The sequence below is a fragment of the Micromonospora sp. CNZ280 genome (assembly GCF_011759515.1).
The window spans coordinates 1,142,267-1,158,356 of the sequence record NZ_JAAOYP010000001.1 but is presented as its reverse complement, the minus strand read 5'-3'; the positions used below and the strand labels follow the sequence as shown (position 1 = coordinate 1,158,356).

Annotated in this window: 12 protein-coding genes and 1 pseudogene; 9 read left to right on the top strand and 4 right to left on the bottom strand. The window is 72.9% G+C overall.

From position 1 onward, the window contains the following. Positions 1-189: 189 nt before the first annotated feature. Both FHX32_RS05455 and guaA read left to right on the top strand, forming a co-directional pair. On the top strand, positions 190-1,011 hold the full coding sequence (locus tag FHX32_RS05455) for a bacteriorhodopsin (protein ID WP_167179744.1): 822 nt from the start codon (positions 190-192) through the stop codon (positions 1,009-1,011). A 46-nt stretch (positions 1,012-1,057) separates the two neighbouring features. Then, positions 1,058-2,611 carry a glutamine-hydrolyzing GMP synthase gene (gene guaA, locus FHX32_RS05450; protein WP_167179743.1) on the top strand — a complete coding sequence of 518 codons (1,554 nt, stop codon included), beginning with the start codon at positions 1,058-1,060 and terminating at the stop codon, positions 2,609-2,611. A gap of 7 nt (positions 2,612-2,618) precedes the next feature. Here the strand turns inward: guaA and FHX32_RS05445 are convergent, their stop codons facing one another. Then, complete coding sequence (locus FHX32_RS05445; RefSeq protein WP_167179742.1) at positions 2,619-2,921, bottom strand: PspC domain-containing protein; 303 nt, start codon at positions 2,919-2,921, stop codon at positions 2,619-2,621. Between the two features lie 144 nt (positions 2,922-3,065). Here FHX32_RS05445 and FHX32_RS05440 point away from each other — a divergent pair, with 144 nt between their 5' ends. From FHX32_RS05440 to FHX32_RS05430, 3 genes are all read left to right on the top strand, one after another. Then, entirely contained in the window at positions 3,066-4,013 is a 948-nt protein-coding gene (locus FHX32_RS05440; protein ID WP_167179741.1) for an NUDIX domain-containing protein, read from the top strand. A gap of 114 nt (positions 4,014-4,127) precedes the next feature. Then, the gene (locus tag FHX32_RS05435) at positions 4,128-5,042 is read left to right on the top strand and encodes an NUDIX domain-containing protein (protein ID WP_167179740.1); all 915 of its coding nucleotides are present in this window, start codon (positions 4,128-4,130) and stop codon (positions 5,040-5,042) included. Between the two features lie 397 nt (positions 5,043-5,439). Beyond that, on the top strand, positions 5,440-6,360 hold the full coding sequence (locus FHX32_RS05430) for a CDP-alcohol phosphatidyltransferase family protein (RefSeq protein WP_167179739.1): 921 nt from the start codon (positions 5,440-5,442) through the stop codon (positions 6,358-6,360). A gap of 56 nt (positions 6,361-6,416) precedes the next feature. On the opposite strand, the gene FHX32_RS05425 is transcribed toward FHX32_RS05430, so the two are convergent. The 3 genes and pseudogenes from FHX32_RS05425 to FHX32_RS05415 all read right to left on the bottom strand — a co-directional run bounded on the left by FHX32_RS05425 (position 6,417) and on the right by FHX32_RS05415 (position 10,123). Then, complete coding sequence (locus FHX32_RS05425) at positions 6,417-7,664, bottom strand: phosphatidylserine decarboxylase (protein ID WP_167179738.1); 1,248 nt, start codon at positions 7,662-7,664, stop codon at positions 6,417-6,419. A 549-nt stretch (positions 7,665-8,213) separates the two neighbouring features. Further along, positions 8,214-8,480: pseudogene (locus FHX32_RS34890) on the bottom strand (hypothetical protein); the annotation flags it as partial. Further along, entirely contained in the window at positions 8,477-10,123 is a 1,647-nt protein-coding gene (locus FHX32_RS05415) for a PspC domain-containing protein (protein ID WP_167179737.1), read from the bottom strand. The gene FHX32_RS05415 and the pseudogene FHX32_RS34890, both read right to left, overlap by 4 nt. Before the next feature lie 240 nt (positions 10,124-10,363). On the opposite strand from FHX32_RS05415, the gene FHX32_RS05410 reads away from it, so the two are divergent. The 4 genes from FHX32_RS05410 (at position 10,364) to FHX32_RS05395 (ending at position 15,968) form a co-directional block, all read left to right on the top strand. Then, on the top strand, positions 10,364-11,560 hold the full coding sequence (locus FHX32_RS05410) for a PspC domain-containing protein (RefSeq protein WP_208418359.1): 1,197 nt from the start codon (positions 10,364-10,366) through the stop codon (positions 11,558-11,560). Then, positions 11,560-12,246 (top strand): response regulator transcription factor, encoded by a 687-nt coding sequence (locus FHX32_RS05405; RefSeq protein ID WP_167179736.1) that lies wholly within the window; start codon positions 11,560-11,562, stop codon positions 12,244-12,246. The genes FHX32_RS05410 and FHX32_RS05405 overlap by 1 nt, the downstream gene beginning before the upstream one ends. Positions 12,247-12,433: 187 nt before the next feature. Next, positions 12,434-13,582: a thioester domain-containing protein gene (locus tag FHX32_RS05400; protein WP_167179735.1), complete on the top strand. Its 1,149-nt coding sequence runs from the start codon at positions 12,434-12,436 to the stop codon at positions 13,580-13,582. 742 nt (positions 13,583-14,324) lie between these two features. Then, positions 14,325-15,968: an ABC transporter substrate-binding protein gene (locus tag FHX32_RS05395; RefSeq protein ID WP_167179734.1), complete on the top strand. Its 1,644-nt coding sequence runs from the start codon at positions 14,325-14,327 to the stop codon at positions 15,966-15,968. Positions 15,969-16,090 lie beyond the last annotated feature (122 nt).

Below are 16,090 nucleotides of genomic sequence, written 5' to 3'. Positions count from 1 at the left end.
CCCGCTCCTCGGCCCCGTTCAGGCGTGCCACACCCGTTCGACCGGCCTTCCGCCCCGGCGGCGCCCCGGTCTCCGTTGCCGGCGGGTGGTCGTTCGGGAAGCCCGTGCCGTCCGGTACAGATATCCTATACACACGAAAAGACCAATATGTCTAATAGATGCGATTCGGCGGTGAGCTCTGATGTCGCCATGAACGTCGAGAATCTGTTCGGCTACAACGTCGTCCAGTACACGCTGGTGTCCCACGTGCTCACGCTGGGCTTCGCGGTGATGGCTGCCGGGCTGGTCTACTTCCTCGCCACCCGTGGCTCGGCCGCGCCGCGCTACCAGCTCGCATCGGTGCTCTCCGCCGTGGTGATGGTGTCGGCCTTCTTCGAGCTGTGGGTGCTCGCGGAACGCTGGCGCCAGGCGTTCACCTGGAACGGGACGGCCTACGTCCAGTCGGACGTGCTCTTCTCCAACGGCTACCGGTACATGAACTGGTCCATCGACGTCCCCGTCCTGCTGATCCAGTTGCTCATCGTGCTGGGGGTCACCGGCCGGGCGTTCCACCGGAACTGGGTGATGTTCGTCGTCGGCGGCCTCGGGATGATCTACACCGGCTACGCCGGGCAGTTCCACGAGGCGGACCGCTCGGCGCCGTACTGGATCTGGGGCCTGGTCAGCACGGCGTTCTTCCTGTTCCTGCTCGCCCTGGTGGCCCGGGTGATCTTCGGCAGCCTGACCCGGCTACCGGAGTCGGCCCGGGGCGTCGCCCGGGCCGTCTGGTGGCTGGTGCTCGCCTCCTGGATGCTCTATCCGGGCGCCTACCTGATGCCGGCCATGTGGGACTCCGCCGACGGCGTCGTGGCGCGACAGATCACCTACACCGTGGCCGACATCACCTCCAAGGTCGTGTACGGCGTGTTGCTCGGGGTCATCGCGCGCAAGGTCAGCGTCGCCGAGGGGTACGCCCCGGCGGTCGAGGACGACGTCGCCCGGCCCCGCGGTGGGAACGCTGCGGCGCGGTGACGGACCGGCGGGGACCGCAGCGGCGTCGTCGGTAGGATTTGCTGCCATGAGCACGCCTCGCCCCGTCCTCGTGGTGGACTTCGGAGCCCAGTACGCCCAGCTCATCGCGCGCCGGGTGCGCGAGGCCAACGTCTACTCGGAGATCGTGCCGCACTCGATGCCGGTGGCCGAGATGCTGGCCCGGGACCCGGCCGCGATCATTCTCTCCGGCGGCCCGGCCAGCGTCTACGCCCCGGAGGCGCCGCAGATCGACGCCGGCATGTTCGACGCCGGGGTGCCGGTCTTCGGCATCTGCTACGGCTTCCAGGCGATGGCCCAGGCGCTCGGCGGCACGGTGGCCCGCACCGGCAACCGCGAGTACGGCGGCACCCCGCTGCGCGCCCGCCCCGAGGCCGGCGTGCTGCTCCGCGAGCTGCCGGACGACCTGCCGGTCTGGATGAGCCACGGCGACTGCGTCACCGAGGCCCCGGCCGGCTTCACGGTGACCGCCGAGTCGGCGGGCGCGCCGGTCGCCGCGTTCGAGGACCTGGCCGGCCGCCGCGCCGGCGTGCAGTTCCACCCGGAGGTCGGGCACACCGCGCACGGCCAGGAGATGCTCCGCCGGTTCCTCTACGACATCGCCGGCATCGAGCCCACCTGGACGCCGGAGAACATCATCGACGAGCAGGTGGCCCGGATCCGCGAGCAGGTCGGTGACAAGGAGGTCATCTGCGGCCTGAGCGGCGGGGTCGACTCGGCGGTCGCCGCCGCGCTGGTGCACAAGGCCGTCGGTGACCAGCTCACCTGCGTCTTCGTCGACCACGGCCTGCTCCGCGCCGGTGAGGCCGAGCAGGTGGAGAAGGACTACGTCGCCGCCACCGGCATCAAGCTGAAGGTGGTCGACGCCGCCGACCGGTTCCTCGGCGCGCTGGCCGGGGTGACCGACCCGGAGCAGAAGCGCAAGATCATCGGCCGGGAGTTCATCCGGGTCTTCGAGGCCGCGGCCCGCGAGGTCGCCGCGCACGGCGACGTCGAGTTCCTGGTGCAGGGCACCCTCTACCCGGACGTGGTGGAATCCGGCGGCGGCACCGGCACCGCCAATATCAAGAGCCACCACAACGTCGGTGGTCTCCCGGAGGACCTGAAGTTCGCCCTGGTCGAGCCGCTGCGCACGCTCTTCAAGGACGAGGTCCGCACGCTCGGCCTCCAGCTCGGCCTGCCCGAGGCGATGGTCTGGCGGCACCCGTTCCCGGGGCCGGGCCTGGCCATCCGGATCATCGGCGCGGTGGACCGCGAGCGGCTGGACGTGCTGCGCCGGGCCGACCTGATCGCCCGCGAGGAGTTGACCGCGGCCGGGCTGGACCGGGGCGTCTGGCAGTTCCCGGTGGTGCTCCTGGCCGACGTGCGCAGCGTCGGGGTGCAGGGCGACGGGCGCAGCTACGGGCATCCCGTGGTGCTGCGCCCGGTCTCCAGCGAGGACGCGATGACCGCCGACTGGTCCCGGCTGCCGTACGAGGTGGTCGCGAAGATCTCCACCCGGATCACCAACGAGGTCGCCGAGGTCAACCGGGTGGTGCTGGACGTGACCAGCAAGCCGCCGGGCACCATCGAGTGGGAGTGACTCCGGCTCACCCGGCCGGCGGGTAGGCCGGCGGCGCCGGCTGCGCCACGGTGGGTGGCGCGGTCTCCGCCGGGTTCGGCCACGCGGGGGCGTCCGCCGGCTCCTCCGGCATCAGGAACCACATGATCGGGTACGCGAGCAGCGCGAGCCCGCCGGTGAGCAGGCCGGTGACGGCGAACACGACCCGGACCAGGGTGGGGTCGACGGCGAAGTAGCGGCCGAGGCCGCTGGCCACCCCGGCCACCATCCGGTCGGTGGTCGGGCGGCGGAGCTGCTTGTACGGGGCCTGGGGAGGGCTGGTGTGTGTCATGCCTCAACCCTCCGCGCGGCCGGCCGGATCGACCTCGGTGACCGCCCGGACCTCTACCCTGACCGGCCCCTGATTCGGGAGCATTGAGTCAGGAATCTGACTCTTTTCGATGCCGGTAACCGGCGCCGGGGAGAATTTCCTCTCGTGACCACCACGCTCAAGCCGCTCCGCAGGATCGCGGCATACGCAGTCTGTGCTGACCCGATCGGCCGGGTGTTGCTGGTCCGCGCGTCGGAGCGGTCCGGCACACCGGGCACCTGGTCGCTGCCCGGCGGGGCGGTCGACCACGGCGAGGACCCGAACCACACGGTGGTCCGGGAGACCGCTGCCGAGACCGGGCTCTCGGTCACCGTCGACGGCCTCGACGACGTGCTGGCCGACATGCGGGCGTTGCCCGAGCGGGGCATCACCATCCACACCGACCGGCTGATCTACCGGGTATCGGTCCGTGGCGGGACGCTCACCGACCGGGTCGACCGGCCGACCGACCTGGCCCGCTGGTTCACCCGGGAGGAGGCCGCCGAGCTGCCGCTGCGCTCGTTCACCGCGCGCGCGCTCGACCTGCCCGCCTCCTCGGCCGACGTGGTGCCGGACGAGCCGCCGGAGTTCCCCTCCTTCTACGCGGTGCCCGGCCCCGACGGGCTGCACCGGGCGCAGCGCTTCGCCGCGTACGCGGTCTGCACCGATCCGGAGGGGCGGGTGCTGCTCACCCGGGTGGCCGACGGCTACCCCGGCGCGGGCTGCTGGCACCTGCCCGGCGGCGGCACCGACTACGGCGAGCAGCCGGGCGCGGCGCTGATCCGGGAACTGGTCGAGGAGACCGGGCAGACCGGGCGGCTGGTCGAGCTGCTCGGGGTGGCCAGCCACCGGGACGCCGCCTCGCTCGGCCCCGAGGGCTACCCGATCGACTGGCACGGCGTCCGCGCGTTCTACCGGGTGGTGGTCGACCAGCCCGCTCCGCCCACGGTCGCCGACGTCGGCGGTTCCACCTGCGAGGCCCGCTGGTTCGCCCCGGCCGAGCTGGGCGCCCTGCCCACCGACCGGCTCACCGAGGTCACCGCCGAGGCCGTCCAGGCCGCCCGTCTCGCCTGACCCGGTTCCGCCTCCAGCCGCGTTGATCATGAGTTTGACCGGGCGACACGCCGACCCGGGTACCGCTAACCTCATGATCGACGGGGTGGAGCCGGCGGTGCGGGGGAGCGGCGGGTGGTCCGGGAAGCGCGGCGGGTGGCGGCGTACGGGGTGTGCGAGGACGCCGGGCGGGTGCTGCTGGCCCGGGGCTCGGCCGAGTGCCCGTACCCGGGGGTCTGGCAGCTGCCGGGCGGCGGGGTGGAGCACGCCGAGCACCCGGCGCACGCCGTGGTCCGCGAGTTCGCCGAGGAGACCGGCCTCACCGTCGAGGTGACCGGGCTGCGGGCTGTCCTGGCGGACGTGACCACCTTCCCCGACGACGGCGTCGCCGTGCACACCGACCGGTTGGTCTTCGACGTCGTCGTGCGGGGCGGCGAGCCGCGGCCGGAGCCGGCTGGCGGCAGCGACGAACTGGCCCGGTTCACCCCCGCCGAGGCGGCCGGGGTGCCGCTGATGCCGTTCACCGCCGAGCTGCTCGGGCTGCCCGTGTCGCCCCTGCCGCCCGGCCTGCCCCGGTCGCTGCCGGCCCGGCAGGCCGCCCCGCCGCACCCCGACCGGCGGCTGCGCTTCGGGGCGTACGGGCTGGTGACCGACCCGGCCGGGCGGGTGCTGCTGACGATGATCGCGGACGGCTACCCGGGGGCGGGTCGGTGGCACCTGCCCGGCGGCGGCACCGACCACGGCGAGCAGCCGGTCGCCGCGCTGCTGCGGGAGCTGGTCGAGGAGGGCGGCCAGCTCGGCCGGGTGGTCGAGCTGATCGGGGTGGACAACCTGCACAACCCCGCCGCCCTCGGCCCGGAGGGGCGCCCGCTGGACTGGCACGGCGTCCGGGTGATCTACCGGGTGGCGGTGGACGCGCCCACCGAGGCGCGGGTGACCGAGCTGGCCGGCGGCTCCACCGCTCGGGCCGCCTGGTTCACCCCGGAGCAGCTCGCCGGCCTCCCGCTCACCGAGATCGCCGCGAAGGTGGTCCCGCGTCCGGGGCGCTGACGGCCCCGCCGGTCACCGTTGCGTGGCGGGAACCGGACGGCCGGGCGGACAGCACCCGCCCACCGAGCTGAGGTTGGCCCGCTCCGGTACAGTCGGGGTGGGGTTGGTGGAGGAAACGGGCGATGCAGCCCGGGATGGGAAGAAGAGAGCGGTTCGCGCGGTTTAAGGGAGATATAAGTACCGCCGGCAGCTATCGCCAATCCCCGTTCCCCTATGCGATGGTGTACTCCGCAAAACGGCTGCCGGGCCGAAGCGGTCCGGCACGAGACAGCCGGACGCTCCCGCCCTCGCGGCGGCCAGCCGATCCGGTGATGGAGGAAACGTGCCGAGAGCCCTATGGCGCCGGCGTCGTACGACTGACAGTCCGCGCCCCGCAGGGCGTCGCTGGGCGGGCCCGTTGCGCCGCAGCAGCACGTTCGCCCGCCAGGTGCTGCTGGTCCGGGTGGGTCGCCGTGACGGCGGTCCCCAGTCCGCCACCGACGTCGCGCTGCCGGAGCACCGTTACGCCGACCGACCCGGTCGCCGGTACGGCCTGAGCCGGATCCGTCGAGCCGAGGTCGAGGCGGTCATGCCGGTCAGCCCGGCCCTCGCGCCCGCCGCGCCGGTCGACGAGTCACCCTCGATGTCGATCCCGCTGCTGCCCGGCGAGCGGACGGCCGGCCGCCGGATGAAGTTCGCGGTGGTCAACGCGTGCACCCTGGCCAGCCTGATGCTCGGCATGCTGGCGATCTTCCTCGCCATGCAGGGCGAGGTGCGGGTGGCCGCGCTCTGCCTGATCGCCTGCGTCGCCTTCGACGGGCTGGACGGCGCGCTCGCCCGCAAGCTCGGCGTGGCCAGCCCGTTCGGCGCGCAGATGGACTCGCTCGCCGACATGTGCTCGTTCGGCCTCGCCGCCCCGGTGGTGGTCTACGCCTCGCTCGCCGGTTCGGTCTCCACGCCCGCCGCCGCGGTGGCCTGCGCGCTGGTCGCGGCGTGCGCGGCGATCCGGCTGGCCCGGTTCAACGTCTCGCCCAAGGACGGCAGGTTCTTCTGCGGGGTGCCCACCACGATGGCCGCCGCGGTGCTCGCGCTGACCGTCGCCATCGGGCTGCCCGTGCCGGGCCCGGTGCTGGTGGCCGGGGTGGCCGTGCTGGCCTTCACGATGGTCTCCAGCTTCCCGTACGCCAAGCTCGCCCGGCTGGTCAAGCTGCCGCCGTGGGTGTGGCTGGCTCCGGTGATCGGCGCGCTGGTCGACGTCCGGCTGACCTTCGCCCTGGTCGTGGTCGGCTACCTGGTCAGCGGCCCGGTGCTCTGGCTGCGCCAACGCCGCACCGCCTGACCCGGACATCGCGAAGGGGGGCGCCGCTACCAGCGGCGCCCCCCTTCCGCGTCTGCTCAGCGCCAGCGGGCGATGACCGTCGACCCGCCGACCACCTTGTCGCCCGGGCCGACCAGCGGCTCGGCGGCCTCGGCGGGCAGGTAGACGTCGGTCCGCGAGCCGAACCGGATCAGCCCGAAGCGTTCGCCCCGGGCCAGCAGCGTGCCGACCGGGGCCCGCTGCACGATCCGGCGGGCGATCAGGCCGGTCCGCTGCGCCACCACGACCGTGCCGTGGGTGGTGTCCAGCACCGTGTACGCCGCCACGTTGTGCTCCGCGTCCGGCTTCATCGCGTTGACGAAACCGCCGTCGGCGACGAAGTAGTCCACCACCTTGCCGGCAACCGGGGACCGGTTGACGTGCACGTCCAGCACCGACAGGAAGACCGCGATCCGCAGCCACTCGCCGTCGCCGAAGCGCTCGTCGTGCAGCCGCTGCACCGACAGCACCTGGCCGTCGGCGCTGGCGACCACGGCCGACGGGTCCTCGGGCACGTCCCGCTCCGGGTCCCGGAAGAACGCCGCCACCGGAGCGGCGGCCAGCGCGGGCAGCAGCCAGAGCTTCGACTTGGGCCGGGCGAGGCGGGCCAGCGCGGCCAGCCCGAGGGTGATACCGGCCGCGGCCACCCCGTTCGAGTCGATGTGCATGGTCCGGGTCAGCGGCACGCTCGACGGGCGGTAGGCCGGGGCCAGCCGGTCCGCCGTGGCGACGTCGGCCGGGGTGAAGCGCAGCCGGTGCACCCGTACCGGCGGGTTGTTGCGCAGCACCAGGTCGTTGCCGACCCCGTACAGCGCGCTCTGCCGGTCGAGTTCGGCCGCCGCTCCGGCGGTACGGCCGGGGGCGGTGGCCACGCTGAGCACCCCGCCGTCGGCGAGGTACTTCGTCAGGGACTCGATGCTGTTGCGGGCCTCGTCGGCGGTGCCGACGAACGCCTCGCCCGCGACGACCACGGCGGCGGGCTCGGCCTCGGCGAGCGTGTCCACCACCCGGACCCGCTCGGCGACCCAGCGGCCCTGGGCGGTCACGTGCTCCCGCAGCCCGGCCGAACTGGCCGTCCCGGCCGGCACGAGGGTGAGCGTGTCACCCGGCAGCAGCGCCTCGATCGCCGCTGCCAGCACCGCGGACTCCGGGGCGGCGCCGACCAGCAGGGCGGCCTTCGGGTCGTTGATCCGGGCGAGCTCGGCGACGAGGGTACGGGCGGCTCGCTCGCCGAAGCGGACCGGACCGGACCGGCCGGGGGTGCGCACGGCGGGGGACTGGGTCATGTCGGACGGGCTCCTGACGGGGTAGCGACGGGCATCGCGGCGGGACCGCCACGGCGGCACGGCCGGCCGGCGAAGGCGAAATCTCCACCGGCCAGCATAGGCGGCCCCGGGCCGGGGTCGCACCGGCAGCGGTCAGCCGCGGGACCGTTCCTCGCCGGCCGGCGGCCCGGTGACCGGCGCCCCGGCGGGCCGCTCGGACGGCTCCTCGGTGGCCGGCGGGTTCTCCCGCTCCCCGTCGGGTCGGTCCATGCCTGGCGGCCGGTCCTCGTCGGCGGGCCGGTCCTCGACCCCGTCGACCGGCCGGTCGGTGACCGCCTCGGTGGGCCACTCGTCGGCCTCGTCCCGGCCGGCCCGGCCCGGGCCCGACACCGGGGCACCGGACATCGGAGCGGACACCTCCCACTCGGACCGGGCGGCCGGCCAGCCCGACCCGTCGGTGTCCGCGGTCGGCCAGCTCGGCTCGCCGGCGTCGGAGAGCGGTCGACCGGGGACCGCCGGCAGGTCCCAGGCCGTCGGGTCGACGCCCGTGGCGCCGGCCGCCTCGTCGGTACCGGCGGCGTCCCCGGCAGCGGCGGTGCCGGCGGCCGGCTCTTCGGTGGCCGGTGTGCCGGGCTGCTCCTCGCGGTTGGCCGAGCGGCCCGAGCGCAGCGCGCCGAGCAGGCCGAGCAGGCCGATGAGGATCAGCGCGCCGGCCAGGAACCAGCCCACCGGCGGCAGGGCCAGCCCGAGCAGTTGCGCGAGCAGCCACCAGGCGGCGAGCCCGACGAAGATCAGCCCGAAGGCGAACGAGACGACGTCCGTGCGGTGGGCCTTCACCGGGTCACCTCCAGGTTGCCGGCGTTGACGTGGATGTAGAGGCGCAGCTTGCCGCCACCGGGACCGTCCGGGCCCAGGTCCGTGGTCTCCCGCAGCGGGCCGTCCAGCCCGCCCGAGCGCCGGCCGAAGACGTTCGCGTCACCGGCGTTGACATCCGCGACCGTTGTGACGTCCACGTTCGGCGGCACCACCACGGTGGCCTCACCGAAGTTGATCGAGACGGTGATCTCGGTGTCCTTCTTGTCGAAGTCGACCGCACGCAGGTCGAGCACGGCGTCGCCGAAGCTGTTCTCGTACCGGACGGCGAGGTCGCGGTAGTCGGTCGGTGCCCAGGTCACCGCACCGTCCACGCCGCGCACCCGGTCGTACGACTCGGCGACGGTGGCCACGGCCAGCGCGGCGGCGGTCACCAGGCCGAGCGCGATCAGCCAGCGGGCCCGGCCGAACCAGGTGCCGACCAGCAGGCCGAGACCGATGGTGGCCAGCGCCGCCGCGAAGTACGCCGACGCGCCGACGGCGAAGACGTCCAGCAGGTCCAGCACGGCGACCACGCCCAGGGCGAGGAAGATCAGCGAGAACGTCACCGCACCCAGCGGGGACCGCTCGCGCGGCCGCTTCGGCGGCTTCGGCGGCTTCGGCGGCTTGGGCGGCTTGGGTGCGGGCGCGGTCTGCCCGGCGTACGGCCCGTGCGGGGCGAACGGCGGCCGGTAGCCGGCCGGCGGCGGCGCGGTGACCGGCTGCCCGCTGGTCGGCGCGGGCCAGCCGGAGGTGGGCGCGGCGGGCGGCCAGCCGGTGGCCGGGCCGGCCACCGGGGGGTGGCCCTGGGTGGGGGCGGCCGGCGGCCAGGCGGGCAGCTCGGCGGTGGCCTCGGCCGGCTGGCCGGAGACCGGCGGCGCGCCCGGCTCACCGGTCGCCGGGGCGGGTGCCGCGGCGGGCGCGACCGGCCCGGCCGCCGGCGCCGGGTACGCGGCCGGGGCGGGGTAGCTGACCGGCGGGACCGGGCCGGGCGGCGGCGCCGGGGCCGGCGGGACCGGTCCCGCCGCCGGCCGGCCCTGGTTCTCCCGGTTGAGCAGCAGCGCGCCGCCGATCAGGATGGCCGCGCCGAGCAGCACCGCGCGGAACGCGTCGGTGACGATGTAGCCGAAGCTGACCGCGACCAGGATGCTGAGCACGATCACGGTGACCGGGGACATGCTCGACCGGCCCCGGCCCAGCATCGACTCGACCGGGGAGGCGCTGTCGCCCTCGCCGGGGATGATCAGCCACGCGGTGACGTACACCAGGATGCCGATGCCGCCGAAGAAGCCGAGCACCGCGAGCAGCACCCGCCACAGCACCGGGTCGGTGTTGGTGGCCCGGCCGATCGCCGCGCAGACGCCGGCCAGGTAACGACCGTCGCGCGGGCGCACCAGCCCGTACCGCGTGGTGAAGCCGGCAGCGCCCGGCGGTGGCGGCGCGCCCGGGCCGGGCGGCGGCGTCCCCGCGCCAGGTGGTGGCGGCGTCCCCGCGGCGCCACCGGGCGCGCCCACCGGCGGCGGCGTCCCGAACGTGCCGGACGCGGTCCCGCCGGCGGGTGTGCCGGGTGGCGGTCCACCCGGCTGCGCCGCCCCGGGACGGGGAGACTGGGCAGCTTCCTCGGTCATGCCCTCGATCCTGCTGCGCCGACCGCCCGGACGGCCTCAGGAACCGACCCTGACCCCACCCTGAGATCCCGGCACCCCGAATGTCGGGGGCGTCCCCGTGGCCGGGCGGCGGCGCAGCGTGTGACGATCGAACCGGCGCCGGCAGCGGACCGCCGCCCGCCCCGTGCCCAGCCGACCAGGGAGCCTCCGATCAGCACCGTGACCCAGCCACCGCGCCTCTACCGCGCCCCGGAGCACCGGATGGCCGCCGGGGTGGCCGCCGGCATCGCCGACCATCTCGGCATCTCGGTGGTCCGGGTGCGGATCGCCTTCATGGTGCTGCTCGGGCTGAGCGGGCTCGGGCTGCTGCTCTACGCGGCGTTCTGGGCGGTGGTGCCGCTGCGGCCGGGCGACACCGCGGTGCCGCCCCGGCGGGACGTCGCCCAGCTGCTGCCGTTCGTGGCGATCGGCCTCGGCGTGCTGCTGGTCCAGGTGATGGTCTTCGACTCGGTCGGCGCGGCCGGCACCGCCGGCTGGCTGGTCGCGATCATCGCGGTCGGCGCCGGCGTGATCTGGCACCAGTCGGCCCCGGAGCGGCGCCGGCGGTGGGGCGAGTCGATGCCGGTGCCGTGGCTGGGCGCGGTGGTGGAGGAGAGCGACCGGCGGGCCTTCGTGCTCCGGTTCATCGGCGGCGGGGTGCTGGTCGCGGTCGGCATCATCGGCGTGGCCGCTGTCTACTCCCCGGCGCAGAACTTCGACGCCGTGCTCAACGGGGTCATCTTCGCGCTGGTCGGGCTGGCCGGGGTCGGCGTGGTGGCCGCGCCGGTGCTCTGGCGGACCTGGAACCAGCTCCGCTCCGAGCGCGAGGGGCGCATCCGCGAACAGGAGCGGGCCGAGCTGGCGGCGATGGTGCACGACCAGGTACTGCACACCCTCGCGCTGATCCAGCGCAACGCCAGCGACGTGAAGACGGTGCAGCGGCTCGCCCGCGGCCAGGAACGCTCGCTGCGGAACTGGCTCTACAAGCCGACCGGGTCGCCGACCGAGCGCTTCGCCGCCGCGCTGGAGCAGGCCGCCGCCGAGGTGGAGGACACCTTCGCGATCACCGTCGAGGCGGTGGTGGTCGGCGACCGGGAGACCGACGAGCGGGTCGGCGCGCTGGTCGCGGCCGCTCGTGAGGCGCTGGTGAACGCGGCCCGGCACGCCGGCGTGCAGACCGTCTCGCTCTACGCCGAGGTCGAGCCCGATCAGGTCAGCGTCTTCGTCCGGGACCGGGGGAAGGGCTTCGACCCGGCTACGGTGGAGGATCACCGGCACGGTGTCCGGGGTTCGATCATCGGGCGGATGAAGCGGCACGGCGGCCGGGCGGAGATCCGGTCCGAGCCGGGGGAGGGGACCGAGGTCCGGTTGATCCTGCCGATCTCCCGGGACTCGTCCACGGCGGAAAGGGACAAGTGATGGCCGAGCAGTCGATGGAACCGGTCGAGGGAGCGGGTGCCGGCGCGGAACGGCTGCGGGTGTTCCTCGTCGACGACCACGCCATGTTCCGCGCGGGGGTCCGCGCCGAACTGGGCGCGCACGTCGAGGTGGTGGGCGAGGCGAGCACCGTGGCCGAGGCGGTCAGCCGGATCGCCGCCACCCTGCCCGACGTGGTCCTGCTCGACGTGCACATGCCCGACGGCGGTGGCCGCGCGGTGCTGGACGCGATGCGGCGTACCCACCCGCAGGTGAAGTTCCTGGCGCTGAGCGTCTCGGACGCGGCCGAGGACGTGATCGGGCTGATCCGGGCCGGTGCCCGGGGCTACGTCACCAAGACCATCTCGCCGGACGAACTGGCCGCGGCGATCCGCCGGGTGGCCGACGGCGACGCGGTGTTCAGTCCCCGGCTGGCCGGGTTCGTGCTGGACGCCTTCGCCGCCCGGCCGGACGCCCCGGTGGCCGACCCCGAGCTGGACCAGCTGACCAACCGGGAGCGCGAGGTGCTCCGGCTGCTCGCCCGGGGGTACGCGTACAAGGAGATCGCCAAGGAGCTCTACATCTCGATCAAGACGGTCGAGACGCACGTGTCGAACGTGCTCCGCAAGCTCCAGATGTCCAACCGGTACGAATTGTCCCGCTGGGCGGCCGATCGACGCCTGGTGTGACCTATTCCGCCTCCCGGCCAATCCGGACAGATGCCACGGATCTGGCCCGCAGGGGCTGACAAACGATCAATTCGCGTTCGATAATGCCCCGTCGCGTTCTCGCGCGCGGGTGGTGCGCATCCCGCGGGAACGGCGGCCCACGCAACCCGCCCGGAGCGGGTCACCCCTGGGGAGAGGTACACATTTCATGATCGGAGAACGAGGACGGCGCTGGGCCCGGATCGCCCTGGGCGTCGTCGCCGGTGGTGCGCTGGCGCTCGGCTTCGCCGCGCCGGCCGCCGCCGAGCCGGCCACCGGTGTGGCCAAGTCGGTTCCCGGCAGTAGGGTCACGCTGCTGCTGAACGGCAAGGCGAAGCCGGCCAGCGCCCTGGCGCTGAAGATCGACGGCAAGACCCTGCCCGCGTTCTGCATCGACTACCACACCAACGTGGCGATCGACGGCAAGTACGCCGAGGGCACCTGGGACGAGTCCCAGGTGAAGAACCTCGGCAAGGTGCAGTGGGTGCTCACCCACGGCTACCCGAACGCCGACCAGGCGAAGCTGCTGGCCGCCGCCGGTGCCACCATGCCCGAGAAGCTGGACGAGGCCAAGCGGAACAACCTGCTCTACTTCGGCACCCAGACCGCCGTCTGGCACTTCAGCGACGGCATCGAGCTGGGCGCCTGGGTCAAGGACAAGGGCCTGCTCGGCAAGCAGCAGTACGACGTGGTCAAGAAGGTGCACGACTACCTGGTGGCCAACGCCACCGACCAGCCCGAGCCGAAGGCCGAGCTGACCGTCGACCCGACGAACGCCAAGGCGACCGTCGGCGAGAAGGCCGGTCCGTTCACGGTGAAGGGCCCGGCCGGCGAGATCACCCTCAAGGTCACCGGCGGCGTGGCCGTCGACGCCGAGGGCAAGCCGGTCACCGCGACCACCAACGGCGGCCAGTTCTGGCTGACCGCCGAGGAGGCGGGCGAGGTCGAGGTCACGCTCTCCGCCAAGGGTTCGGTCTCCTTCGGCCGGGTCTTCCTCTACACCGGCGGCAAGGCGCAGAAGCTGATCCTCGGTGGCAGCACCGACGAGACGGTGACCGCCAAGGCCGCCGCCACCTTCACCGCCGCCCCGTCGTCGCCGACCCCGACCCCGACGCCGAGCACGCCGGCCGAGACCCCGTCGCCGTCGGCCCCGGCCGAGAGCCCGGCGCCGTCCACCTCGCCGGCCTCCAACGGCGGGGACCTGCCGCTGACCGGTTCCCCGATCGCCACCGCGATCACCGCCGGTCTGGTGCTGCTGGCCGCCGGCGCGGTCACCGTCCTGGTGGTCCGGCGCCGCAAGGTCCGCTTCACCGCCTGATCCACCGTAGCTCGACCCCGGCCCCGGCACCCGCCGCCACAGGTGGGCGCCGGGGCCGCCCCACTCAACCACGCTGTCGTGATCGGCTGAACCCACGGCGGGGCGGGGCACGCCGTCCTCGCGGTCGGGACGTCAGGCGATCGTGACTGGACCGGCTCGATCGGGCCGGCGACGAGCGCGTGGCCCGTGCGCCCCTCGTCCACCCAGCTTGCTATCGTGCCCGCACAGCCGAAATCCACATCCTCCGGATGGTCGGACACGGTCGGCGCGCGGCTGACCTCGGAGCGCGCCGGAGCCGGCGCGGGGAACCTCACAGCCGCTCCGTCCGCACCTGTCACGGAGCCCTACGTGGGTGTATCTTCCCTGCTCAGGGCGGTGCCGTTGAGATGGTTCATGATCTTTTCTCAAGTATCGGCAACGTGGCGACCAACTAACGGCTTGATAACGGCACCTTCACGCAACGGGCAAGTGAGTGTCACAGTGGCAGCACCTCACCCCTCGTGTGAGGCACTCCGTACGACCTGCGACCACCCTCCGCCGTCGCGTGCGGCGCGGTTGGTGGTCGTGACGCGTGCGCGTGCCGAACTTGATGGGTGAGGTGGCCCGGCGGATCGGTACCTCAGGGTGTCCCGATTTCTCTGCGGTAGGACCGGCGGCCCGTGGTACGGAGCCGCCGGCGGCGTCACCCCCAACGTGCGTGAAACCCACGACGAACCAGGTTAGAAAGAGGAGGCCCCTCGGAATGAGAGTCTCGAAGCGGGCAACGGGCGCGGTCGCGCTGGGCGCGGCTTTCGCGCTCGTCGCGTCCGGCTGCTCGGGCAGCGACAGCGACGGCGGCGACGCCGGCGCCAGCAGCGACGGCGCGATCACCATCGAAGGCACCCAGCCGGAGAACCCCCTGGTGCCGTCGAACACCACCGAGACCGGTGGTGGCAAGATCATCGACTGGATGTGGACCGGCCTGGTCGAGTACCCCAACGACGGTGGTGCTCCGCGGAACGCTCTCGCCGAGTCGATCGAGACGACCGACTCCAAGGTCTACAAGATCAAGATCAAGGAGAACACGAAGTTCCACGACGGCACCGTCGTGAAGGCCAAGAACTTCGTGGACGCCTGGAACTGGGGCGCGTACTCCCCGAACGGTGCCCAGAACGGCAGCTTCTTCGCCGACATCGACGGCTTCACCGAGGTCCACACCGAGGACCCGGACGGCGCCGAGGGCCCGCAGAAGGCCCCCGAGCCGACGGCCAAGGAGATGAAGGGCCTGAAGGTCCTGGACGACTGGACCTTCGAGGTCACCCTCGCGGCTCCGACCGCCGTGTTCCCGACCAAGCTCGGCTACAGCACCTTCATGCCGCTGCCGGACGCCTTCTTCACCCAGAAGCCGGATGACTTCGGCCGCAAGCCGATCGGTAACGGCCCGGTGAAGTTCGTGTCGTGGGAAGACGATCAGATGATCAAGCTGACTCGCTTCGACGACTACCAGCTGCGCGACAAGATGAAGATCAAGGACGTCAACGTCCGGATCTACCAGGACGACACGGCCGCCTACAACGACCTGCTGTCCGGCAACATCGACTTCATGCAGCAGGTTCCGGTCTCCTCGCTCGCGGGCGACAAGTGGAAGACCGACCTGGGCGAGCGGGCGATCGCCTCGACCACCCCGTCGACCGGTATCATCGCCTTCCCGATCTACGACAAGCGCTTCCAGAACGCCAAGCTCCGCAAGGCGATCTCGCTGTCGATCAACCGCCAGGAGATCAGCGACAAGATCTTCTTCGGCAACCGCAAGCCGGCCGACAGCTGGGCGAACCCGCTGACCCCGGGTGCCGCGCCGGGTAACTGCACCTCCTGCCAGTTCAACCCGGAGGAGGCCAAGAAGCTCCTGGCCGAGGCCGGTGGCTTCACGGGCAAGCTGACCCTGGCCTACAACGCGGACGCCAGCCACAAGGAGTGGATGGAGGCCGTCGCCCAGCAGATCAAGACCAACCTGGGCATCGACGCCGTCGCCGAGGGTGTGCCGACCTTCGCGGTGTTCCGCCAGAACATCAACGCCCACAAGATGACCGGCATGTACCGCGCCGGCTGGCAGCAGGACTACCCGGACGTGGAGAACTGGGTCAACCCGCTCTACGTGACCGGTGGTTCCTCGAACGACGGCCTCTACAGCAACAAGGAGGTCGACCGGCTGGCCAAGGAGGCGAGCTCCGCGGCGAACATCGAGGAGTCGCACGCCAAGTTCGCCGAGGCGGTCAAGCTCATCGACCAGGACGTTCCGTCGGTGCCGATCTACTTCGGTGGCCAGCAGTCCGGCCACTCGGAGAAGATCAAGAAGCTCGAGCTGACCAACGTCGGCGAGCTCGACATCACCTCGGTCGAGCTCTGATCCGAACGGTCTGACCCCGGGTCGGGCTCACCTACCGGTGGGCCCGACCCGGGCCGTTCCGTGAGGAGGTGTTACAACATCTCCCCGCAAGGTCTGTCATCCCCGTGTCGGCCGTCCGACGC

Excerpts from the sequence above, each read along its gene's own strand:
- FHX32_RS05455 (WP_167179744.1), top strand. The coding sequence starts at position 190 with ATGAACGTCGAGAATCTGTTCGGCTACAACGTCGTCCAGTACACGCTG.
- guaA (WP_167179743.1), top strand. The coding sequence starts at position 1,058 with ATGAGCACGCCTCGCCCCGTCCTCGTGGTGGACTTCGGAGCCCAGTAC.
- FHX32_RS05445 (WP_167179742.1), bottom strand. The coding sequence starts at position 2,921 with ATGACACACACCAGCCCTCCCCAGGCCCCGTACAAGCAGCTCCGCCGC.
- FHX32_RS05425 (WP_167179738.1), bottom strand. The coding sequence starts at position 7,664 with ATGACCCAGTCCCCCGCCGTGCGCACCCCCGGCCGGTCCGGTCCGGTC.
- FHX32_RS05415 (WP_167179737.1), bottom strand. The coding sequence starts at position 10,123 with ATGACCGAGGAAGCTGCCCAGTCTCCCCGTCCCGGGGCGGCGCAGCCG.
- FHX32_RS05410 (WP_208418359.1), top strand. The coding sequence starts at position 10,364 with ATGGCCGCCGGGGTGGCCGCCGGCATCGCCGACCATCTCGGCATCTCG.
- FHX32_RS05405 (WP_167179736.1), top strand. The coding sequence starts at position 11,560 with ATGGCCGAGCAGTCGATGGAACCGGTCGAGGGAGCGGGTGCCGGCGCG.
- FHX32_RS05400 (WP_167179735.1), top strand. The coding sequence starts at position 12,434 with ATGATCGGAGAACGAGGACGGCGCTGGGCCCGGATCGCCCTGGGCGTC.
- FHX32_RS05395 (WP_167179734.1), top strand. The coding sequence starts at position 14,325 with ATGAGAGTCTCGAAGCGGGCAACGGGCGCGGTCGCGCTGGGCGCGGCT.